Origin of the sequence: Kitasatospora cineracea (genome assembly GCF_003751605.1) — a bacterium.
In the GTDB taxonomy this organism is placed as follows: domain Bacteria; phylum Actinomycetota; class Actinomycetes; order Streptomycetales; family Streptomycetaceae; genus Kitasatospora; species Kitasatospora cineracea.
On record NZ_RJVJ01000005.1, the window covers coordinates 91353 to 113646 of the forward strand.

Here is a 22294-nt window from a genome sequence, read left to right on the forward strand (position 1 = left end):
GGGCCGTGCCCGGCGTCCGCCCGACGCAGAGAAGAGGACCCTCGTGTTCTTCGCCCAGTACTACCTCGACTGCCTCTCCCAGGCCTCGTACCTGATCGCGGACGAGACCACCGGCCGCGCCGTGGTGGTCGACCCGCGCCGGGACGTGGACGAGTACCTTGCGGAGGCCGAGGCCCGCGGCTTCACGGTCGAGGGCGTCATCAACACCCACTTCCACGCCGACTTCCTCTCCGGCCACCTCGAACTCGCCGCCCGCACCGGCGCCTGGATCGGCTACGGGCGGCGCGCCGAGACCGAGTACCCGATCCGCAAGCTCGCCGAGGGCGAGCGGATCAGCCTCGGCGAGGTCGTCCTGGAGATCATGGAGACGCCGGGCCACACCCCCGAGTCGATCAGCGTCCTGGTCCGCGAGCGGGCCGCCGACCCCGTCCCGTACGGGGTGCTCACCGGCGACGCACTGTTCGTCGGCGACGTCGGCCGCCCCGACCTGCTGGCCTCCGTGGGCGTCACCGCAGACCGACTCGGCCGGATGCTCTACGACAGCGTCCAGCACAAGCTGATGGCGCTGCCCGACGAGGTCCGGGTCTTCCCCGCGCACGGCGCCGGCTCGGCCTGCGGCAAGAACCTGTCCACCGAGCGGCAGTCCACCATCGGGCAGCAGCGCGCCACCAACTACGCCTGCGCGCCGATGACCGAGGACGAGTTCGTGGGCATCGTCACCGCCGGACAGCCCACCGCCCCCGGCTACTTCGGCTACGACGCCGACCTCAACCGCCGCGACCGCGAGCTGTTCGACGCCGCCGCCCTCGCCGTCCCGCTGGACGCCGACGCCTTCCTCGCCCGGCGCGCCGACGGCGTCGTCGTGGTCGACGCCCGCGACCCGCTGGAGTTCGCCGCCGGACACCTCGCCGGAGCCGTCAACGTCCCCGCCGACGGGCGCTTCGCCGAGCAGTCCGGCACCGTCCTCGACCCGGCCTGGCCGCTGCTGGTGATCGCCCCGAGGGTCGCGAGCAGGAGACCGTCACTCGGCTCGCCCGGATCGGCTTCGACCGCGTCGCCGGCTACCTCGCCGACCCCGAGACCGCCTTCCGCACCGTCCCCGAGCAGATGCGCCAGGCCCCCCGCCGCACCGTCGCCGACCTGCGCACCGAACTCGCCGGCGCCGAACCGCCGTTGGTCGTCGACGTCCGCGGCGAGGGCGAGCGCGCCGAGGGCCGCATCCCCGGCTCCGTCCATCTCCCGCTGGCCGAACTCCCGCACCGCCTCGGCGAGATACCGCAGGACCGCGCCGTCGTGGTGCACTGCGCCGGCGGCCACCGCTCCTCCATCGCGGCCAGCCTGCTGCGCCACCACGGCCACCCGCAGACCTCCGACCTGCTCGGCGGCTACGGCGCCTGGGCCGCCGCGGCCTGAACCGGCCGACCGCGCAGCAGCGGAGCGGGGAACGTCCGGCGGACGGGGGAATGAGCCGTCCGCCGGGCGGGTTGATACGGGCGGGGGTATGAGCAGAACGACACGACGCGTGCCACGGTGTACCAGGACCGGCTGACGCGCGGCACGGAACACAGGGACGGGCGGCGGAGGCCGCCCGCCGAGCACGAGGAGGAGACCCGATGCAGGTGGGCGACGAGGCCGTCGGCGCGGTACTGAACCGGCTGCGCCGGGCACAGGGCCAGCTGGCCGGCGTGATCGCGATGATCGAGGCCGGCCGCGACTGCAAGGACGTGGTGACCCAGCTCGCCGCCGTGTCCCGGGCCCTGGACCGCGCCGGGTTCAAGATCGTGGCCAGCGGGATGCGCCAGTGCATGGCCGAGGCCGAGGAAGGCACCGCCCCGATGAGCGAGGCCGAACTGGAGAAGCTCTTCCTGGCCCTGGCCTGAGCCGACGACCGTACGACAGCGACAACGACAACGACGACGCACCGCGCGCTCCGGCGCGGTGCGTGACGAGGCGGCGTACGGCGAAGAACGCGCCGCCCAGGGGAACGTGCCGCCACGAGAGGCCGCAGAGCGGCACGACAGCAGCGTGCGCAGGCAGGCGGACGGGCGGCTGGGCAGGCCGGTCAGGCCAGGGTCAGGAACATCTTCTCGAGTTCCGCCTCGCTCATCGGCGCGGCGCCCTCCTCGGCCTCGGCCAGGCACTGCCGCATCCCGCTCGCCAGGATCTTGAACCCGGCGCGGTCCAACGCGCGCGAGACGGCGGCGAGTTGTGTGACCACGTCCTTGCAGTCGCGACCGGCCTCGATCATCGCGATCACGCCGTTCAGCTGGCCCTGTGCCCGGCGCAGCCGGTTCAGCACAGCGCCGACGGCCTCCTCGTCCACCTGCATCGAACACCTCCTCGCCCTTTTCTGAACTCGCCCGATCATACGGGAGACACCCCGCCGTTCCGTCCCGGCCACCGTTCGGGCACCGCGGGCACACGAACCGCCCGAGTCGCCCGAGTCGCCCCCGACCTGCCCGGTTACCGCCCGGCCTCCGCCGCCACGCCCGCGGCCGCGCCCGCCAAGCCCGCGCCCGCCACGCCCGCGCCCGCCGTCCCGACCGTGCCGGTCCCGACCGGGCCCGCTCCGGCCGGGCCCGGCCCGGAGGCACCCGGGCCGCGGACCGGACGTTCGACGGGGTGGGCGCAGGCCGCGCAGCCGGGGGCGTCGGACGGGGTGCCGTCCGGGAGGCGGCGCCGGTCGACCACCCGCTGGGCGGCCGCCGCGAGCTGTCGGCGGCCCGGGAACAGCGCGGGCGGCAGCTGCGGCAGGAACTCGACCTCCGCGGTCAGGCCGCGCACCGACACCACCCGCCACATCGAGGCCAGCAGCCCGTCCTCGCCGACGAACGCCGGCGCGGTGCTCGGCCGCCCGTCCGCGGTGCGGTAGCGCAGCGTCAGCGGCTGCACCGGCACGTCGGCCCGCACCGCCGCCTCGAACAGCGCCGGGCGGAACCGGCCGCCGCCGCGCCCGCACCAGGTGCTGCCCTCCGGGAAGACCACCACCCGCTCGCCGCGGCGCAGCGCCGCGGCGATCTCCTCGACCGTGCCGGGCAGCGCCCGCAGCCGGTCCCGGTCGATGAAGATGGTGCCGCCCCAGGAGGTCAGCGGGCCGAGCACCGGCCAGCGGCCGACCTCGGTCTTGGCCAGCATCCGGCCCGGTCGGACGGCCGCGACCAGCAGGACGTCCAGCCACGAGACGTGGTTGGACACCAGCAGCGACCCGCCGGCCTGCCGGCCCGGCGCGGCGATCGGCCGCACCCGCACGCCCAGCGAGGCCAGCAGCAGCCGCGACCACCAGCGCACCAGCCGCTCCGCCGGCAGCCAGGCCAGCGCGCGCACCAGCGGCGCCACCAGCACTCCGGCGACCAGCACCGTCAGGCACCCGGCCAGCCGCAGCACCCGGTGCGCCACCCCGCGCGGGGCCCGGCGACCGTCACACAGTCGCCGGGCGTGCACGGTGCGGTCGGCAGCCAGGCGCTCATGCCGCCGTCGCCGTTCCGCGCGAAGCGCCTTCGTCGGCGAGCGAGTTGGCGGCAACCGGGTCGGCGGCGGGACGGGTGTCCCCGCCGGTGATCGCGGAGAGCGGCAGGTCCGCCGCCGCGGCCAGGAAGTGCCGCAGGTAGCGCGGGTCGGTGCGCTCCAGCGACAGCAGCACGTACAGGTCGGCCACGTTGAAGTCCGGGTCGTACGCGGGCTCGCCGCACACCCAGGCGCCCAGCCGCAGGTAGCCGCGCAGCAGCGCGGGGACCGGGGTGCGGCCCGCCCGGGCCACGCCCTCGGCGGACCACGGGCGCAGCGGGGCGACCCGGTACTGCTGCGGGGCCAGGTGCTTGGCGGAGACGGTGTCCCACACCCCGGCGGCGGTCGCGCCGCCGTCGGCCAGCGGGATCGAGCAGCAGCCGGCCAGCCAGGCGTTGCCGGTGGCGGTCATGTAGCGGGCGATGCCGCCCCACATCAGGTTGATCACCGCGCCGTTGCCGCGGTGCGCCGCGGTGATGCAGGACCGCCCGACCTCCACCATGCCGTCCCGCAGCCCGCCCAGCCGGGCCAGGTCGAACTCGGTGTCGGAGTACAACCGGCCCGCGCGGCGCGCCTGTTCGGGCCGCAGCAGCCGGTAGGTGCCGACCACCTCGCCGGTGGGCTGCTCGCGCACCAGCAGGTGGTCGCAGAACTCGTCGAACGGGTCGGCGTCCAGGCCGGGCAGCGGCGAGTCGAGCACCGCGCCCATCTCGTCCGCGAACACCTGGTGGCGCAGCCGCTGGGCGGCCCGCACGTCCTCCGCGGTGCGGGCGAACACCAGCTGGTACGAGGGCTGTCGGGGCTCCGGGAGCCGGCTCGGGGCGAGCCGGGCGGCGGCCGGGGCGGTGGCGGGGAGCTGTCCGGGACGGGCGGGGGCGGTGGTCATGGCGGGACTCTCCGGGATCTCGGGGCGCGATAGGGTGGCGACGGACGGCACGGGACGACACGCAACGACACGAGCGCTCGCACCCGGACCACCGGTCGGGCGGTACCGGCCGCGGGCGGCTCCCGTATGTCTCCCCGACCCGCCTGGCACTGAGGTGGACGGCCGAGGGAGACCAGATGTGCACATGCTGAATGCCAGGTACGGCCCCTCCGGGGCGCCCTGACCCCCGCACCCGCCCCGGCCTGCGGACAGCATGAGCCGGACGCCCCGCGGCCACCCGTCGGACGCCGACTCTTCCCCCGGGGGCCACGGCGCTCTGCCAGCGTTCCCGACATGCCGAACACGGGCGCGAACGCCTACCCGAGCCGGTACCGGTGGCTCGGACTGCTGGGCTCGCTCGCCCTCGCGGCCGGCGCACTCACCTCCGGCGCCCTGCCCGCCGCCGCGACCGGTCCCACCCTGCGCGCCTCCGGCGGCGCGGGCACCGTCCTGGTCTTCGCGGGCCTGACCGTCCTCACCGCCGCCTGGCTCCTGCTCGGCCGCTCCGCCGACGCGCCACCTGCCGACGCGCTGCCCGCCGAAGCCCTGTCCGTCGGCGCGCTGCCCGCCGAAGCCCCGTCCGTCGGCGCGCCGCCCGGCAACGGCCTTCCCGCGGCCGGCCGTTTCGCCGCCCGCACCCGCTGGCTGACGGCCACCCTGGCCTGGTGGGCCGCCCCGCTGCTGCTCCTGCCGCCGCTGTTCAGCCGCGACGCCTACAGCTACCTCGCCCAAGGGGCCATGCTGGCAGGCGGGTTCGACGTCTACGCGGACGGGCCCGCCGCGCTCGGCGGCCCGATCGCCCAGCAGATACCCCAGGTCTGGCAGCACACCCCGGCCCCCTACGGGCCCGCCTTCCTGCTGCTGGCCCGGGCCGCCGCCCCGCTCGCCGACCACCCGTACGCCGGGGTCCTGCTGCTGCGGCTGGCCGCCGTCCTGGCCGTCGCCGCCCTGGCCGCCCTGCTCCCGGCCCTCGCCCGCGCCCTGGGCACCGACCCGGCGGCCGCGCTGCGGCTGGGCGCGCTCAACCCGCTGGTCCTGCTGCACCTGGTCGCCGGGGCCCACAACGACGCCGCTCCGCTCGCCCTGATGCTCGCGGGCCTGCTCGCCGCCACCCGCCGCCGGCCCCTGCCGGCCGCCGCCCTGATCACCCTGGCCGCCCTGACCAAGGCCCCCGCCGCCCTCGCCCTCCCCGCCGCCTGGTGGCTCGCCACCGCCGTCCCGTCCCCGGACGGCCCGCCCCGTTCGGACGCGACCCCCGCCCGCGGCCACCGGTTCCGCTGCGCCGCCGCGGTCCTGGCGGTCGCCGCCGGCACCACGGCCGTCGTCACCGCCGTGGCCGGGACCGGCTACGGCTGGGTCTCCGCGCTGACGACCCCGGCCACCGCGAGCAGTTGGTCGCCGAGCAGCGGGCTGGGCCGACTGGCCGCCGCGCTGGCGGGCGTCGCGCCGGAGGGGCCGGTGGCGGGCGCCCGGCTGCTCGGGGCGGGGGTGGCGATGGCGCTGGTCGTCCTGCTGGCGGTGCGGGTGGCGCGGCGGGGGAGCGGGCCGGTGGCGGCCCTGGCGCTCGCGTTCGGGGCGGTGGTCGCGCTCGGACCGGCCTTCCGGCCCTGGTACGCGCTGTGGTGCGCCGTCCCGGCCGCGCTCGCGGCCCGGACCGCCGGTGCCCGCAGGGCGGTCGAACTCGCCTGCGCGGCACTGGCGTTCGCCGTCATGCCGGACGGATTCGAGCCGGACTCCGCCGAGTTGGTGCTGGCCGCCGGCGGCCTCGTCCTCGGGGCGGTCGCAGTCATGCTGACGGAGCGTCAACTCACTTTCCAGGAAAGGCAGCCGGCGTGCTGACCCGCGGCACCACCACCGCCAGGACCGCGGTGCTCGCCGTCGCCGTCCTGGCCACCACCTTGATCCTGGCGTTCATCCCGGGCCACCGGGGCTGGTTCGACGCCGGCGTGTACTACGGCACGGTGCGGCACTGGGCCGCGACCGGGCAGCTCTACGACTACGTCCGGCCCGGTACCCCGTACGGGTTCACCTACCCGCCGTTCGCGGCGGTCTGCATGCTGCCGATGCGGCTGCTCGGCTGGCACCCGGCGATCGCGGTCGGCGTCGCGCTGTCCGCCGTCGCCACCGCGCTGCTGCTGTACTGGATCGTCGACCCGATCGCCCGCCGCCGGGGCTGGTGCCGCTGGTACGCGTTCGGCCTCGCGGCCTGCCTGTGCGGCCTGAGCAACCCCGTCCGCGACACCTTCAGCTTCGGCCAGGTCAACCTGCTGCTGGTCGCCCTGGTGTTCGCCGACCGCGAGCTGACGAGTCGTCAGTTCTCCAACAGAAGATGGCAGTTGCTCGCCGGAGTGGGCACCGGCCTGGCCGCCGCGATCAAGCTGACCCCGGCGCTGTTCATCGTCCACCTGCTGCTGACCCGCCGGTGGCGGGCCGCCGCGACGGCCACCGCCACCGCGCTCGGCGCCACCGGGGCGGGCTTCCTGGCCGGCCCGGAGGTCTCCCGCCAGTTCTGGACCGTCACCCTGTGGGACACCGACCGGGTCGGCGGCTTCGCCAACATGTCCAACCAGTCCCTGCAGGGCCTGATCGCCCGGCTCGGCCCCCAACTCCCCGGCCGCGCCCTGTGGGTGGCCGCCTCGCTGGCCGTCCTCGCGCTCTGGGCGTACCGCCTGCACCGGGCCGAAGCGGCCCGCGACAGCCTCGCCGCGTACAGCCTCACCGGCATCGCCTGCTGCCTGGTCAGCCCGATCACCTGGGTGCACCACCTGGTGTGGATGCTGCCCGCCCTGGTCGTCCTCGCCGACGCCGCACTGGACCGCACCCGGCGCCGCCGCACCCTGCTCACCCTCTGCTGGCTGCTCCAACTCGTGCTCTCCAGCGGCATGGTGTGGCTCTGGCGCCCCGACGGCCGCGACCTCGGCACCCTGTTCGGCGGCAGCGCGTACGTCCTGGCCACCCTCGGCCTGCTGCTCGCCCTGCCGATCCGCCGCCACCCCGAGGAGCCGCGCCCGCCGACACGCCCGAAGCAGGCCACCGCCCCCGCCGTCCGCCTCCCGCAGCGCACCGCCCCCGCCCGCGAACGCCCGGCCCCGGTCGGCTGAACGGGCGGCCCCGCCCCGCCGCGGGGATAAACGGTGGACCCCGCCCGACCCGCTCCGCCACAGTGGGCCGCATGACCGCACCCGCCCCGCCGGATCCGCCCTTCGTCCCCGGGCTGGACCTCGCCCGGGCCCTGTACGAGGAGGCGGTCTGGCCGATCCTGGCGGACACCCACCCGGGCCTGCCGTACGCCGCCGCCCGGATCGGCCCCGGCTCCGAGGTGCTCGGCCTCGACAGCGCGCGCTCCACCGACCACGACTGGGGCCCGCGCCTGCAGCTCTTCCTCGCCCCGGACGACGCCCGCCGGCACGGCCCCGCCCTGCACCGGCTGCTCGCCGAACGCCTCCCCGGCCGGATCCGCGGCTGGTCCACCCACTACCGCAGCAGCGGCGACCCGGACGACCCGGTCAGCCACCTGGCCCCCGCCGACGGCCCGGTCGACCACCGGGTCACCGTCCACGACCTGCCCGGCTGGCTCGCCGAGCGCCTCGGCCCGCCCGCCGCCGCCTGGGCCGCCACCGAACCGTCCGCCACCGACTGGCTGGCCCTCCCGCAGCAGCGGCTCGCCGAGTTCACCGGCGGCGCCGTCCTCCACGACGGCCCCGGCACGCTCACCGCCGCCCGCGCCCGCCTGCGCTGGTACCCCGACCAGGTGTGGCGCCACCTGCTGGCCTGCCAGTGGCAGCGGATCGCCCGGGAGGAGGCGTTCGTCGGCCGCTGCGCCGAGGCGGGCGACGACCTCGGCGCGGCCGTGACCACCGCCCGCCTGGCCCGCGACCTGATGCGGCTCGCCCTCCTGATGGGCCGCCGCTACGCCCCGTACGGCAAGTGGCTCGGCAGCGCCTTCGCCCGCCTCGACACCGGCCCCGCCCTCGCCCCGGCCCTGCGCGCCGCCCTCGCCGCCCCCGACCCGGCCGCAAAAGCCCGCCACCTGGCCGACGCGTACGAGGCCGCGGCCCGCGCGCACAACGCGCTCGGGCTGACCGAGCCGCTCGACCCGGCCCGCCGCCGCTACCACAGCCGCCCGTACCCGGTCCTGCACGCCGACCGCTTCGCCCGCGCCCTGCAACGCACCGTCACCGAACCGCAGTTGCGCGACCGCCCGCTGATCGGCGCCGTCGACCAGTGGGCCGACAGCACCGACCTGTCGGCGCACCCGGGCGCGGTCCGCGCCGCCGTCGACGCCCTGGCGGGGGAGGGCTGACGGGGCCGGTCAGCGTCCGCCGCGGCCCAGGTACTGCTCCAGTTGCTGCTGGTTGGCGACCACGCGCAGGCACAGGTGCCGGAAGGCGGCCAGTTCCCCGGGGGTGAAGCCGCGGAAGACCGCGGCCATCGCGCGCCGGGTGGGGACGCGGAAGTCCTCGAGCCAGCTGCGGCCCGCGGGGGTGATGGTGGCGCGCACCGAGCGCCGGTCGTCGGGGTCGGGGACGCGGCGGGCCAGGCCCTCGCCCTCCAGGGTGTCGACCAGGCCGGTCACGTTGCGCGAGCTGACGCCGCCCGCGCGGGCGAGTTCGCCGATGCTCAGGCCCGCCGGGTCGGCGCCGGCGAGCCGGGCGAGCACGTCGAGCGCCCCGGAGCTGAGGCCGCGTCCGCCCGCGCCGTGCGCGCGGAGCCGGTCGACGGCCTGCGAGGCGGAGCGGACGGCGGCGGCGGCCTCCAGGGCGAGCGTGTCCCCGTCCGGGTCGAACGCGCTCATGGCGGCGCGCACGCCGGGGTCGTAGAGGTGGCCGTCGGCGTCCTCGAGCGGCCCGGAATTGTGTACGTCCTTCAACATGAAGACATACCCTAGTGGCTGATGTCCCGTCAGGCCAGCCCTTCCGAGCGGGCGGGCCGGTCCTGCCGCCCACCGCGGCCGGGCGCCCCGCCGGGGCAGCCGCGCCGCCCGCTCACCCGTCCGGCGCAGCGACGCGCCGCCGACGGTGCAGACGGCGGGCTCCGGGCGGGGGTGATCGCTAGCGTCCGGCTGAGAGAACGTCAGGTCGAGTGCGTCGTCGAACGCTGAGGAGAGTGCGCGTGGCCGGGACAGCACCGCCCACGGAGGGCAGACCGACCGGGGGCGGCCCGGTCGGGGACGGGCCGGGCGGGGGAGGCGCGGAGGCGGTCGGGCCGTCGCCCGGCTCGGCGACGGTGGTGCGCGCCTCGGTGGTCGCCGCCGCGGCCGGCGCGCTGCTGGTGGTGGCGATCGTGCTGGGCAGCCGGGGCCTGCGGGACTTCGACTCGGCACTGGTGCCGTACGCGGTGGCGTCGGTGTTCCTCACCTTCGGCGTGGTCTACCGCTACGTGGTGTGGGTGTCCGCGCCCGCCGCCCGCCGGCTGTTCGTGGCGGGCTGGAAGGCCGCGCTGTCCTGGGAGAACCTCAAGCGCTCGCCCGCCGCGCTGCCCAGGATGATCGCCACCTACCTGGGTTTCCAGAAGTTCCTCGGCGCCCGCTCGCACGCCCGCTGGGCCGCGCACCAACTGATCTTCTGGGGCTGCCTGCTGGCCGCCGCGATCACCTTCCCGCTGACCTGGGGCTGGTTCACCTTCACCTCCTCCAGCGCGGCCGGCCCCGGCTACGAGATGCGGCTGTGGGGCCTGAAGCTGTTCGGCTTCGACTCCGGCAGCTTCCTCGGCTGGGCGCTCTACCACGGCCTGGACCTGGCCGCCGTGCTGGTGATCGGCGGCGCCGGCTACTTCCTGTGGCGGCGGGTGCGCGACCGCGCCGCCACCACCGGACAGCGCTTCGGCTACGACTTCCTGCCGCTGCTGGCCCTGGTCACCATCTCGGTCACCGGCCTGCTGCTGACCTTCTCCGAGATGTTCCTGCACGGCGGCGGCTACGAGTTCCTGGCGATCCTGCACATGGCCTCGGTCGTCCTGACCCTGGTCTACCTGCCGTTCGGCAAGTTCTTCCACATCGTGCAGCGCCCGGCCGCGGTCGGCATGCAGCTGTTCAAGTACACGGCGCGGCGCCGGGGTTCGGACGCCGAGGAGCTGCAGGGGTGCAGGCGCTGCGGCCGGCCGATCGACACCGTCGCGGCGGTGGACAACCTGCGCGCCACCATGCGCGACCTGCAGCTGGGCTTCGACGGGTGGGCCGAGTACTGCCCCCGTTGCAAGCGGGTGCTGCGCGGCAACGCCTACCTGTCGAACGTCAAGCGGGGGTTCAAGTGAGCCACGAGCACGTCCCGTTGGACCCGAGCGTCGCCCCGCTCGGGACCCGCAACTTCCGCGACGCGGGCGGCCTGCCCGCCGCCGCCTGGCGGGCCGACCAGACCGAGCAGACCCTCGTCCCCACGCACTGCTGCTTCTGCGGCGTGCAGTGCGGGATGTACCTGCGGGTGGACGGCCGCGGCAAGGTGTTCGGCGTCGAGCCGCGCAACCACGACATCAACCGGATGCGGCTGTGCCCCAAGGGCATCAACGCCTACCAGCAGGTCAACCACCCGGACCGGCTGACCGTGCCGCTGATGCGCCGCAGCCGCGACGAGCCGTTCCGGGAGGCGAGCTGGGAGGAGGCGCTGGACTTCACCGTCGCCGAGATCCAGCGGATCCAGGGCGCGCAGGGCCGGGACGCGTTCGGGATGCTCGGCGGGGCCAGCCTGTTCTCCGAGAAGACGTACCTGGTCGGCAAGTTCGCCAGGGTCGCGCTGAAGACCCGGCACGTCGACTACAACGGCCGGCTGTGCATGGTGAGCGCCGCCGGCGCCAACAAGCTGGCCTTCGGCATCGACCGGGCGGGCAACCCGTTCTCCGACATCCTGCAGACCCAGTGCCTGCTGATCGCCGGGTCGAACGTCGGCGAGTGCTTCCCGGTGATGACCCAGTACGTGTGGGGCGCCCGGGACCGCGGCGCCACCCTGATCGTGGTCGACCCGCGGGAGACCGCCGTCGCCCGCACCGCCGACATCCACGTCGCGCTCAAGTCCGGTACGGACTCGGCGTTCTTCAACGCGGTGCTGCACGTCATCGTCGAGGAGGGCCTGACCGACGAGGCGTTCCTGGCCGAGCACACCACCGGCTGGGAGGAGGTCAAGGCCACCGTCAAGGCGTACCCGCCCGCCCGGGCCGCCGAGATCTGCGGCATCCCGGCGGAGCAGGTCGTCCAGGTGGCACGGGTGTTCGGGACGGCGGACCGGGCGATGGCCTGGCACGCGCGCGGCATCGAACACCACACCCAGGGCGTGGAGAACTGCCTGACCGTGATCAACCTGTGCACCGCCACCGGCAACCTGGGCCGCCCCGGCGCCGGTTACGGCACCATCACCGGTCAGGGCAACGGCCAGGGCGGCCGCGAGCACGGCCAGAAGTCCGACCTGCTGCCCGGCGGCCGCTCCATCAACGACCCGGCGCACCGCCGGCAGGTCGCCGCGATCTGGGGCATCGAGGAGTCCGAACTCCCGCAGGCCGGCACCTCGATGATGGAGATGGTCTGGCAGATGCAGCGCGGCGAGATCCGCGGCCTGATCGGCGTCTGCAACAACCCGTTCGTCTCGCTGCCCAACTACGCGGTGGTGAAGGACGGTTACGACCAGCTTGAGTTCCACGCCCAGCTCGACTTCTTCCTCTCCGAGACCGCCGCCAACGCGCACGTGGTCCTCCCCGTCACCACCTGGGCCGAGGACGAGGGCGTGATGGCCAACGCCGAGGCCCGGGTGGTCAAGCACAACAAGGCCCAGGAGCCGCCCCCGGGCGTGCGCACCGACACCTGGGTGATGTGCGAGATCGCCCGCCGCCTCGGCCAGGGCGGCAAGTTCGCCTTCGAGGGCTCCCGCGACGTGTTCGACGAACTGCGCCGCGCCTCGGCCGGCACCGTCATCGACTACTACGGCATCACCTACGAGCGCCTGGAGGAGACCGGCGGCATCGCCTGGCCCTGCCCCAGCCTCGACCACCCGGGCACGCCGCGGCTGTTCGAGGGCGGGAAGACCTCCCACCCGGACCAGAAGGTGCACATGCAGGTCGTCGAGTGGCACCCGCCGGCCGACCCGTACAGCGACGAGTACCCGATGACGCTGACCACCGGGCGCACCGTCGCGCACTTCCTGTCCGGCAACCAGACCCGCCGCCTGGGCGGCCTGGTCGAGCAGACGCCCCGCCCCTGGGTGGAGGTGCACCCCTCGCACGGCTTCCGCAACGGGGAACCGGTGCGGGTGGTGACCCGGCGCGGCAGCGAGGTGCTGCCCGCGCTGGTGACCGAGGCGATCCGCCCCGACCACGTGTTCGTGCCCTACCACTGGCCGTACCCCGTCGCCGCGAACGCGCTGACCATCGACGCGCTCGACCCGCGCTCGAAGATCCCCGAGTACAAGGTGTGCGCGGTGCGGATCGAGCCGGCCAGGGAGATCGACCCGGTGCCCGCGCCGCCGGTGCCGCCGGGCCGCGAGGCCTACCCGGAGGCCCAGGTCTCCCGCACCGACCCGCTGCCGCCGACCTCGCCGCAGGGCCGCGGCACCGCCGAGAGGGGCTGACCGAGGATGCTGGGACGCACCATCTTCATCGACCCGGGCCGCTGCATCGGCTGCCAGGCCTGCGTGTCGGCCTGCCGCGAGTGCGACTCGCACCGCGGCAAGTCGATGATCCACCTGGACTACCCGGACGAGGGCCACACCGTCGCCTCGCTGCCCACCGTCTGCATGCACTGCGAGGACCCGGTCGCGCCGTGCGCCGAGGTCTGCCCCGCCGAGGCGATCCTGATCACCGCCGACGGCGTGGTGCAGGAGGCCGACCCGACCCGCTGCATCGGCTGCGCGAACTGCGTCAACGCCTGCCCGTTCGGCGTGCCCAAGATCGACCTGGAGGCCAAGCTCCAGATGAAGTGCAACCTCTGCTACGACCGCACCTCCTACGGCCTGGCCCCGATGTGCGCCACCGTCTGCCCCACCGGCGCCCTCTTCTACGGCACCGTCGAGGAACTCCAGGCCGAACGGCCCGGCGTGGACGTCTCCACGCTGTTCGCGTTCGGCGACACCGTGGTCTCCACCGGCGTCGCCATGGTGGTGCCGGGCGAACGGCAGACCCCCGTCCCCGGCGGGACGCTCAACCTGATCGAGGTCAACGGGCGTCCCACGCCCGGGAACGGAGCGAGGGCGTGACCAGCCCCGGCAACTCCCCCGAGCCGTACGGCTCCGCGGACCCGGACGGCCACCGGGCCGAACGGGCCGCGCTCAAGGAGCGGATCAGCGCCGACTCGCTGACCACCCGGCGCGACTACCTGCGGATCGTCGCCACCGTCTCCGGCGGCCTGGTGGTCGGCTCCACCGTCGTCTCGGCCGGCGTGCTGCACCGCCACGGCGACGGCAGCGCCGCCCCGCTGAAGGTCGCCGACCGGATCGAGCGCGGCGAGGCGGTCAGCTTCGACTACCCCGGCGAGGACGACCGGGCGATGGCGATCCGGCTGCCCGACGGCACCCTGGTCGGCTACTCCACGGTCTGCACCCACCTGGCCTGCGGGGTGCTCTGGCGGCGCGACCACGGCAGCGACGGCGACCTCTACTGCCCCTGCCACGAAGGGCAGTTCGACTCCCGCACCGGCGAGGTCACCGGCGGCCCGCCGCCCCGCCCGCTGCCCAAGGTGGTGGTGGTCGAGGACGCCCAGGGCGCGGTCTGGGCGATCGGCACCGCCCGCTCCGGCGAAGCCGAGGAAGCCGGCCTGTGCCGCGGCCTGACCGCCCGCAACCCGGCCCTCGCCGAGGCCGCCGGCTGCGCCGGCCGCCGCAGCGGCCGCTGACCGGCGCGCACGGCACGAAGCGATGAGGCGTCAACCCGCTTGTGGAGGTGCGTGATGAGCGTTCCCGAAGGCCACTACCCGCAGGGCTACCACCCGGGCAGCGACGAACCCCGGCTCAACCGGCCCGTCCGCGAACGGTACCCGCAGATCCGGGCCACCTCCGGCTACGCCGACCCCCGGATCTCGGCGACCGGCCCCGGCCCCGGCGCGGGCACCGACCAGCAGCCCGAGCGCTCGGCGATCCTGTCCGCCCGGGTCGCCCTCGCCGTCACCATCGTGATCGGCCAGCTGTGGGCGCTGAACACCGCCACCAACGCCTGGATGCGCGGCCAGGTGGCCACCGCCTGGTGGTGCACCGGATTCAGCGCCGCGTCCTTCCTGGTCGTCCTGCTCGCCTGGCGGATCTCCCCCAACGACCGCTGACCGCCCGGCCGTTGCCCCCGGTCACGATTCGCCACCACCCGCCCCCACCGCGTTCCGCAACCGGGCGGCGGCCCGTACGCTGTCCCCCTGGCCGCCGAGGCGGCCGACGGAACACACCGCGGGGTGGGCGGCCGACGAGCCGGCACCCGCCGGGTCGCGCGCCGTGCGGGCGCGGGAAGGGCACAGCGCATGACGGAGCACGCCACCACCGAGACGGTCCAGCCCAGGCCGTTCCCCGACCGGCAGGCCGTGCTCCGCGCCGCCGTCCTGGTCCCCGTCACGGTGGCCCACATGCACGACGCGCACCCGCACGGTCCGCTCACCCTCGCCGCCACCGAACCCGTCGGCGCGCACACCGGCGGCCTCGACTGGGACGGGCGGCGCCTGGTCGTCCACCCCGCCCCCGCCAAGGTGGTCGGCGCCCGGATCGAGATCCTCACCGTCGGCGACCACCCGCTCGGACACGCCGTCAAAGGCCCCGGTGAGCAGGTGAGTTGGCCGCAGTGGGCCCGCCTCGGCGACACCCCCGTGGCCTGGCACGGACAGCCCGACCTGCTCACCGAGGGCGGCCACTACCCGTGCCGGCTGAACCTCACCGGCGAGCAGCGCGCCCTGCTGGTGCAGGCCGAGGGCGAACACGGCCTCGACTTCAACGAGGCCCTGCTGCGCGTCACCCGCCCGCTCGCCGAAGCCCTCGAGCAACTGCCCGACGGCCTCGGCCGCACCGAGGCCGTCGAGCGCCTGACCGCCCTGCTGGCCGACCGCGGCGCCCGCTACCTCGTCCCCGCCGACCCGCACCACCTGCCCGGCTGGGAGCCCCACCTGCGCCGCGCCTACCGCGCCCTCGACGCCCAGGCCCGGGCCCGCCGCGACGACCGGCCCACCCCCGCGACCGCCGCCCACCGCCCCGTCCGCTACGACGCCCTGGTGCGGACCGGCCACGACGGCGGGCCTGAGATCGTGCTGACGCCCGTGCTGCGCCGCTCCGGCCAGTGGCTCGCGGCGATGGACCCGACCGCGCTCGACCTGCCCTGCTACGGCGGCGGCGGGGCCGCGGCCGGGTAGTCGGGGGAGGCCGGCAGCGGCTGCGGGCGCTGGGCGAGCACCGAGCCGACCAGCAGGCCGACGGCGATCGCCACCACCGTGGTCACCATCGACAGCAGGTCGTGGAACCCCCGCACCGGATGCCCGCCGGCCAGGCTGGTCAGGCCGCGCATGCCCAGCGAGCCCACCGTCAGCGTGAAGAACCCCGGCAGCGCCAGCAGCATCCGCGGCGGCCGCCCCGGCCCGGCCGCCACCACCGTGGCCAGCACCCCCAGCGCCACCGCCGCCGCGAACGTCCCGCCCACCTCCCCGACCAGCTTCGTCGCCCCCGACTGCACCGCCACCGTCAGGTACACCGTCCCCAGCAGCACCGGCAGCAGCCGCCACGGCACCGCGAACGCCAGCACCGTGCCGAGGGTGAACACCACCCAGGACAGGAACGCCGCCCAGCGCGGCAGGTCGGCGTGCGCCGCCACGTCGAACATCGCCGAGGTGTCGCCGCCGGTCGCGTACACCCCGAGCATCACGCCCAGGTACAGCTGCAGCAGCAGGAACACCGCGTACACCAGGCGCACCGCCCCCGTGGTGAGGAAGCCCGCGGCCAGCTCGACGGCCGCCGCCGACAGCAGGTCGCCGGGGACGAAGTAGAACAGCGCCGGGAGCATCAGCAGCACCGCCCCGCCGTGCGCCGGCGTCCGGGCGAACACCTCCAGCACCAGCACCGACACCGCGGTCGCCGCCACCAGCGGCAGCACCCGCGCCAGCCGCGGCCACCGCCCCGCCGCCACCGCCAGCACCGCCGTGACCAGGCCCAGCAGCGCACTGCTGCCGATCTCGTACCAGGTCGGCTGCATCAGCGGCGCGAACCCCACCGTGAACAGCACGATGCCCAGCCCCCTGAGCCACCACGGGTACGGGGCGGGCGCGCCGTCGATCGCCGCCAGCCGCCGCTCCGCCTCCGCGAGGGGGGTGCCGCCCAGCGCGACCCGGTGCGCCCAGGGCTTGAGCGCGGCCACCTTGTCCAGCCGGGCGACGTCCGGGAAGGCCCGCACCGCGACCGTCGCCGTGCGGCCGCCCAGCAGCACGGTCAGCGCCGCGCCGTCCGGGACCAGCACCATCGAGGTGCGGGCGCCGAAACTCGCCCCGACCCGCGCCACCGTCCGCTCGACCTCCGAGGCGCCCTCGCCGCTCGCCGCCAGCAGCATCCCGGCCAGCCGCGCCAGCAGCGCCGTCACCCGTTCCAGGGACGCCCCGTCGCCGTCCCGCTCCGCGGCCGCCGTCCGCCCGCCGTCCACCATCCGCGCCTCCCGCGCCGCCGAACCCGACACCGGCCCACATCCTCGCCCGGCCCGCGGCGCCCCGCGCGGAGGCGGGCCGTCGACATGCGATGTCCGAAATGTGGTGATACCACTCGAAGGACCTGTGAAGGGAGCCAGTCGATGGACGACTACCCGGCGCTCAACCTGTTCTGGACCATGCTGTGGCTGTTCCTGTGGATCCTGTGGTTCTTCCTGATGTTCAAGGTCCTCACCGACATCTTCCGCAGCCACGACATGGGCGGCTGGGGCAAGGCCGGCTGGACGATCTTCGTGATCCTGCTGCCCTACCTCGGCGTCCTGGTCTACCTGATCGTCCGCGGCAAGGAGATGGGCCGACGCGACCGGGCCCTCGCCGCCCAGGCCGAGGGCGAGTTCCAGGACTACATCCGGAAGGCCGCCGGCACCGACGACCGGAACACCGGACCGCGGCACGTCGACGAACTCGCCCGGCTCGCGGACCTGAAGAACAGCGGCGCGATCTCCGAGGACGAGTTCCGGGCCGCCAAGCAGAAACTGCTCACCTGACACCGCACCGAGCACGGCCCGGGCCGGCGCGGGAACCCCACCCGCACCGGCCCGGGCCCGCGTACCGGAGCGCCGCACGGCGCCCGAGCAGAGCCGGGCAGGAACCCACGCACCCGCCCGGCGGCGGACGGGAGGAGGACCCGGGGTGCCGGAACCCCAGCTGACACCCGAGGCGTTCGACCACGCCGTCGTGGCGATCGCCCTGACCGCCGGAACCGACCACCGGCTGGTCTACTACAACCACGCCTTCCGCGCTCTGTTCGGCGACCGCCCGCTCGGCGCACCCGCCCGCGCAGCCTTCACCGAACCCGGCAGCGAACGCTTCCTCGCCACCCTCGACGCCGTCCTCGCCGACGGCACCGCCCGGCAGGTCACCGCCCACCGCACCCTCGGCTGCCCCGCCGGCGAACCCACCCACCGCCACTTCGTCTACTCCTGCTCGCCCACCACCACCGGCGAGGGCCCCGGCATCCTCGCCGCCGCCATCGACACCACCGCCGAACTGCACTCCGCCCTCGAAGCCGAACGCCAGTCCGCCGAACGCCTCGAAGCCCTCCAGCGCTACGAGGCCCTGATCGCCGCCGCCGCCCAGATGGTCTGGGTCGCCCGCGCCGACGGCACCGCCGGCGAACTCATGCCCGGCTGGGAGGAGATCACCGGCCAGCCCTTCCCCGAAGCCGCCACCGCCGACGGCTGGCTCGACGTCGTCCACCCCCAGGACCGCGCCGACACCGCCGCCCGCTGGGCCGCCGCCCTGCGCGAGCTGCCCGCCGTCTTCGACCACACCTTCCGGGTCCGCAGCGCCACCGGCGGCTACCGGCACCTGCGCTCCCGCGCCGTCCCCGTCCCGCACGAGGACCGCGGCACCGAATGGATCGGCACCACCCGCGACATCGAGGACCACTGGCGCGGCCGCCTGCGCGAACGCCTGCTCGCCCGGGCCGGCGCCGTCACCGAGGCCGAACGCGCCGAAGACGCCTTCGCCGCCCTCGCCGCCACCCTCGTCCCCGACCTCACCGACGTCTGCGCCGTCTACCTGCTACCCGGACCCGACGCCGCCGGCGAAGAGATCACCGCCACCCGGATCGCCTCCGTCGCCCGCCCCGGACTGCCCCCGCTGCCCCCGCTCGAACGGCAGACCTTCACCCTCGGCCCGCACGCCCGCCGCGCCGTCACCGACCGCACCCCCGCCCTGCTCGACCTCACCGCGGGCGCCTTCCCCACCGGCACCGTCCCCGAGATCTCCGCCCGCTGGCTGCGCGCCGTCCGCGCCACCAGCCTCACCCTGCTGCCCATCGTCGTCGACGGCGCCGTCGTCGCCCTCGCCGCCACCGCCGGCTGCCAGGACGCACCCCCGCCCGGACCCGCCGACATCGACCTCCAGCACGAAGTCCTGCAACGCGCCCAGGCCCCGCTGCGCCAGGCCCTCGCCCTGCAACGCGCCCGGCACGCCGCCGTCGTCCTGCAACGCGCCCTGCTCACCACCCCGCCCCGGCTCGGCGCCGCCGCCGTCGCCGCCCGCTACCAGCCCGGCAGCCGCAACGCCGAGATCGGCGGCGACTGGTACGACGCCTTCGCCCTCCCCGACGGCTCGCTCGCCATCACCATCGGCGACGTGGCCGGCCACGACCTCGCCGCCGCCACCACCATGGGCCAACTGCGCGCCATGCTCCGCTCCATCGCCTACACCCGCGGCCACGCCCACACCCCCGCCGACACCCTGCGCGAACTCGACACCGCCGCCGAGGGGCTGGGCGTCGGCAGCTTCGCCACCGCGGTGCACGCCCGGCTGGTGCGCAACGGCGCCGACGGCGGCTGGGAGATGGAGTGGGCCAACGCCGGACACCCGCCGCCCGTCCTCGTCCCCGTCGACGGGCCGCCCCGGCTGCTGGCCGCCGAGGACGCCGACGTCCCGCTGTGCGTCGACCCCGGCCGCCCCCGGGTCACCCACCGGCACCCCGTCGGGGCCGGCGAGACGCTGCTGCTCTACACCGACGGCCTGGTCGAAGTCCCCGGCGAACACCTCAACGACGGCATCGCCCGGCTCTGCCGCAGCGCCGCCGAAGCCCGCCACCAGCCCCTCGCCGACCTCTGCGACCACCTGGTCGCCCGGGTCGCCGACGTCCGCGACGACATCGCCGTGATCGCCTTCCGGCCCGATCCGCAGGGCCCGGTGCAGCACGGCGCGGCGGGACAGGGCGCGGCCGGGCAGGGCACGGCGGGCGGCGGAGGGCGGAAGGGGAAGCGGCGGTGAGGGACGAGGGCAGGAGGAGGGACGAGGGCAGGAGGGACGAGGGCAGGAGGGACCGCACAGGGAGGAACGGCATGGACGGCGACGGTCAGGACGGCGTGACGGGCAGGGGTGGCATGACGGGCAGGGGCGGCGGTCCGGACGGCAGGACGGACAGGGGCGGCGAGGACGGGGCGCGGGAGGGGGTGGTGCGGGGGCCGGTGGGCAGCGGGGAGGGCGGGCAGGTCGACGCGGCGCTGCTCGACGCGCTGTTCGCCCAGGCACCGATCGGCCTCTACCTGCTCGACCACGACCTGCGGGTGATCCGCTACAACGGCGCCGCCCGCGGCGTCCGCGGCATGCCCGGCAGCGACATCGTCGGCCACCAACCCGCCGACTTCGCCCCCGGCTTCGACCGGGGCGAACTCGAGGCACTCGCCCGCCACGCCCTCCAGGACGGCGGCTACGTCCGCGAACACCTGGTGCGCGGCCGGATGCCCGCCGACCCCCGGCACGAGATGGTCGGCGCGATCTCCTTCTTCCGGATCCTCTCCGACACCGGCAGCCCCTACCTGGTCGCCGCCGTCGAGGACGTCACCGAACAGCAGACCGCCCTCGACCGGCTCGACATCCTGCACAGCGCCCACCGCAGCCTCGGCGCCTCCCTCGACGCCATCGGCTCCGCCCAGGAACTCACCGACGTCGCCGTCCCGCGCTTCGCCGACTCCGCCACCGTCGACCTGCTCGACGAACCCCTGCGCGGACTGCCGCTGCGCACCGGCCCGATCGACCCCGGCGCCCCGCTGCGCCGGGCCGCCTACCGGTCCGTGCACGGCGCCGGCCCCGCCGGGCCCTCGCCCGGCCCCGTCCCGCACGGCGCGCTGTCCACCTACGGGGCGCCGACGCCCTACAGCCAGTCGCTCGAGGACGGGCGGCCCCGGCTGATCCGCGGGCTGGGCGGCGAGGAGCAGTGGCTGGCCTCCGACCCCGAGCGGGGACGGCGGCTGACCGGGCTCGGCGTGCACTCGATGATCGTCGCGCCGCTGGTGGTGCACGACGCCGTGCTGGGCGTGCTGGCGCTCTACCGGCACCGGCGCCCGGAGCCGTTCGACCAGGACGACCTGGAACTGGCCGTCGAGCTCGCCTCGCGCGGCGCGATGTCCATCGACAAGGCCCGCAGCTACGCCCGGGAACGCTCGATCGCCACCACCCTGCAGCGCCAACTGCTGCCCCGGGAACCGGTGGAGCTGAGCGCCGTGCAGAGCGCGCACGTGTACCTGCCCGGCGTGGTCGGGCCGGGCGGCGACTGGTACGACGTGGTGCCGCTGTCCGCCGCCCGGGTCGGGCTGGCGATCGGCTCGGTCACCGGCACCGGGATCGAGGCCGCCGCCGTGATGGGACAGGTCCGCACCGCGCTGCGGACGCTGGCCGTCCAGGACCTCGCGCCGGACGAGCTGCTGGTGCGGCTGGACGACGCGGCCCGGGTGCTGACCGACGAGCAGCGGGGCAGCCTGCCGGCCGGCGCGGACAGCCTGCCGGACGGGCTGGCGTCCTGCCTGTACCTGGTCTACGACCCGATCGGCCGGACCTGCACCGCCGCCTCCGCCGGACACCCCGGACCGGTCGTGGTCGGCCCCGACGGCGTGCCGGTGCCGTTCCCGGTCGAACCCGGGCTGCCGCTGGGCTGCGGCGACGGCTGCTACGAGACGCGGGTCGCGGAACTGCCGGTCGGCAGCGTCCTGGCGCTGTACACCAACGGGCTGATGTCCGGGCCGCCGCGGCGGACGGGGGTCAGGGAGGGCACGGGGGCCGGGGAGGGCGCGGGGGCGGAGCGCGGCGGGTTGGACGAGGTGCTGCCGGTCGGGCCGGGGGAGGGGCGACGGGCGGTGCTGCAACGGGTACTGGCCCGGGCCGGCGAGGAGGAGCTGGCGCAGCTGTGCGACCAGGCGGTGTACGCGCTGCTGCCGGAACGCCAGCGCGAGGACGCCGTGCTGCTGCTGGTGCGCACCCTGGGGCTGCCGGACGACAAGGTCGCGGTGTGGACCCTGCCGGAGGACCCGGCGGTGGTGCGCACCGCCCGGCGGCTGGCCGAACACCAGCTCGCCGCCTGGGGGTTGACGGAGCTGGAGTTCGCCACCGACCTGATCGTCAGCGAGCTGGTGACGAACGCGATCCGGTACGGGAAGTCGCCGATCCGGCTGCGGCTGATCAACGACCGGGGCCTGATCTGCGAGGTGTCGGACAGCTCCGACAGCACCCCGCACCTGCGGCGGGCCAAGTCCACCGACGAGGGCGGCCGGGGGCTGTTCATCATCGGGCAGCTGGCGCAGCGCTGGGGCACCCGGTTCGCCCGGCACGGGAAGACCATCTGGGCGCAGCAGGAGCTGCCGGAGGGGGAGCTGCCGGAGGGAGAGGGGCAGGAGGGGGCGGACGGGGGAGGGGCGGTGCGGGAAGGGTCGGCGGGGGAGGGGGAGCTGCCCGGGTAGCGGGGAGCGGCCGCCCCGGGCAGGGGCGGC

General features: G+C 75.6%; 18 protein-coding genes and 1 pseudogene. 14 read left to right on the forward strand and 5 right to left on the reverse strand.

The window, feature by feature from the left end; translation table 11 throughout:
- Positions 1 to 43 precede the first annotated feature (43 nt).
- Together EDD39_RS38565 and EDD39_RS38570 are read left to right on the forward strand one after the other, a co-directional pair.
- Positions 44 to 1413: pseudogene (locus tag EDD39_RS38565) on the forward strand (rhodanese-like domain-containing protein).
- 200 nt (positions 1414 to 1613) lie between these two features.
- The gene (locus EDD39_RS38570; protein WP_030461631.1) at positions 1614 to 1880 is read left to right on the forward strand and encodes a metal-sensitive transcriptional regulator; all 267 of its coding nucleotides are present in this window, start codon (positions 1614 to 1616) and stop codon (positions 1878 to 1880) included.
- Positions 1881 to 2062: 182 nt separating this feature from the next.
- Here the strand turns inward: EDD39_RS38570 and EDD39_RS38575 are convergent, their stop codons facing one another.
- From EDD39_RS38575 to EDD39_RS38585, 3 genes are all read right to left on the reverse strand, one after another.
- Positions 2063 to 2329 carry a metal-sensitive transcriptional regulator gene (locus EDD39_RS38575; protein WP_030461630.1) on the reverse strand — a complete coding sequence of 89 codons (267 nt, stop codon included), beginning with the start codon at positions 2327 to 2329 and terminating at the stop codon, positions 2063 to 2065.
- A gap of 134 nt (positions 2330 to 2463) precedes the next feature.
- Positions 2464 to 3396, reverse strand: coding sequence for a lysophospholipid acyltransferase family protein (locus EDD39_RS38580; RefSeq protein ID WP_244257541.1), 933 nt, complete (start codon positions 3394 to 3396; stop codon positions 2464 to 2466).
- A 67-nt stretch (positions 3397 to 3463) separates the two neighbouring features.
- Positions 3464 to 4390 (reverse strand): GNAT family N-acetyltransferase, encoded by a 927-nt coding sequence (locus EDD39_RS38585; protein WP_244257542.1) that lies wholly within the window; start codon positions 4388 to 4390, stop codon positions 3464 to 3466.
- Between the two features lie 333 nt (positions 4391 to 4723).
- Here EDD39_RS38585 and mptB point away from each other — a divergent pair, with 333 nt between their 5' ends.
- The 3 genes from mptB to EDD39_RS38600 all read left to right on the forward strand — a co-directional run bounded on the left by mptB (position 4724) and on the right by EDD39_RS38600 (position 8732).
- On the forward strand, positions 4724 to 6268 hold the full coding sequence (gene mptB / locus EDD39_RS40120) for a polyprenol phosphomannose-dependent alpha 1,6 mannosyltransferase MptB (RefSeq protein ID WP_162870367.1): 1545 nt from the start codon (positions 4724 to 4726) through the stop codon (positions 6266 to 6268).
- Positions 6262 to 7530 carry a glycosyltransferase 87 family protein gene (locus tag EDD39_RS38595; RefSeq protein ID WP_123564275.1) on the forward strand — a complete coding sequence of 423 codons (1269 nt, stop codon included), beginning with the start codon at positions 6262 to 6264 and terminating at the stop codon, positions 7528 to 7530. The genes mptB and EDD39_RS38595 overlap by 7 nt, the downstream gene beginning before the upstream one ends.
- Positions 7531 to 7601: 71 nt before the next feature.
- Positions 7602 to 8732: a DUF4037 domain-containing protein gene (locus tag EDD39_RS38600; protein ID WP_123564276.1), complete on the forward strand. Its 1131-nt coding sequence runs from the start codon at positions 7602 to 7604 to the stop codon at positions 8730 to 8732.
- Positions 8733 to 8741: 9 nt separating this feature from the next.
- Here the strand turns inward: EDD39_RS38600 and EDD39_RS38605 are convergent, their stop codons facing one another.
- Positions 8742 to 9302, reverse strand: a complete 561-nt coding sequence (locus tag EDD39_RS38605; RefSeq protein ID WP_123564277.1) for a MarR family winged helix-turn-helix transcriptional regulator — start codon at positions 9300 to 9302, stop codon at positions 8742 to 8744.
- 239 nt (positions 9303 to 9541) lie between these two features.
- On the opposite strand from EDD39_RS38605, the gene EDD39_RS38610 reads away from it, so the two are divergent.
- The 6 genes from EDD39_RS38610 to EDD39_RS38635 all read left to right on the forward strand — a co-directional run bounded on the left by EDD39_RS38610 (position 9542) and on the right by EDD39_RS38635 (position 15725).
- A complete protein-coding gene (locus EDD39_RS38610; protein ID WP_425269819.1) occupies positions 9542 to 10681 on the forward strand; it encodes an MFS transporter in 1140 nt (379 codons plus the stop codon).
- On the forward strand, positions 10678 to 12978 hold the full coding sequence (locus EDD39_RS38615) for a molybdopterin oxidoreductase family protein (protein ID WP_123564279.1): 2301 nt from the start codon (positions 10678 to 10680) through the stop codon (positions 12976 to 12978). The genes EDD39_RS38610 and EDD39_RS38615 overlap by 4 nt, the downstream gene beginning before the upstream one ends.
- A gap of 6 nt (positions 12979 to 12984) precedes the next feature.
- Complete coding sequence (locus EDD39_RS38620) at positions 12985 to 13602, forward strand: 4Fe-4S dicluster domain-containing protein (protein ID WP_123564280.1); 618 nt, start codon at positions 12985 to 12987, stop codon at positions 13600 to 13602.
- Entirely contained in the window at positions 13599 to 14237 is a 639-nt protein-coding gene (locus EDD39_RS38625; RefSeq protein ID WP_123564281.1) for a QcrA and Rieske domain-containing protein, read from the forward strand. The genes EDD39_RS38620 and EDD39_RS38625 overlap by 4 nt, the downstream gene beginning before the upstream one ends.
- Before the next feature lie 54 nt (positions 14238 to 14291).
- Positions 14292 to 14660, forward strand: a complete 369-nt coding sequence (locus EDD39_RS38630) for a hypothetical protein (protein WP_123564282.1) — start codon at positions 14292 to 14294, stop codon at positions 14658 to 14660.
- Positions 14661 to 14849: 189 nt separating this feature from the next.
- Positions 14850 to 15725, forward strand: a complete 876-nt coding sequence (locus EDD39_RS38635; protein ID WP_123564283.1) for a hypothetical protein — start codon at positions 14850 to 14852, stop codon at positions 15723 to 15725.
- Here EDD39_RS38635 and EDD39_RS42480 read toward each other — a convergent pair.
- Positions 15695 to 17032: a threonine/serine exporter family protein gene (locus EDD39_RS42480; protein WP_279638476.1), complete on the reverse strand. Its 1338-nt coding sequence runs from the start codon at positions 17030 to 17032 to the stop codon at positions 15695 to 15697. The two genes, EDD39_RS38635 and EDD39_RS42480, sit on opposite strands and share 31 nt — an antisense overlap.
- A 111-nt stretch (positions 17033 to 17143) precedes the next feature.
- Here EDD39_RS42480 and EDD39_RS38645 point away from each other — a divergent pair, with 111 nt between their 5' ends.
- The 3 genes from EDD39_RS38645 to EDD39_RS38655 all read left to right on the forward strand — a co-directional run bounded on the left by EDD39_RS38645 (position 17144) and on the right by EDD39_RS38655 (position 22264).
- Complete coding sequence (locus EDD39_RS38645) at positions 17144 to 17548, forward strand: SHOCT domain-containing protein (protein WP_123564284.1); 405 nt, start codon at positions 17144 to 17146, stop codon at positions 17546 to 17548.
- A gap of 145 nt (positions 17549 to 17693) precedes the next feature.
- The gene (locus EDD39_RS38650; protein WP_123564285.1) at positions 17694 to 19802 is read left to right on the forward strand and encodes a SpoIIE family protein phosphatase; all 2109 of its coding nucleotides are present in this window, start codon (positions 17694 to 17696) and stop codon (positions 19800 to 19802) included.
- Between the two features lie 71 nt (positions 19803 to 19873).
- A complete protein-coding gene (locus EDD39_RS38655; protein WP_279638477.1) occupies positions 19874 to 22264 on the forward strand; it encodes an ATP-binding SpoIIE family protein phosphatase in 2391 nt (796 codons plus the stop codon).
- Positions 22265 to 22294 lie beyond the last annotated feature (30 nt).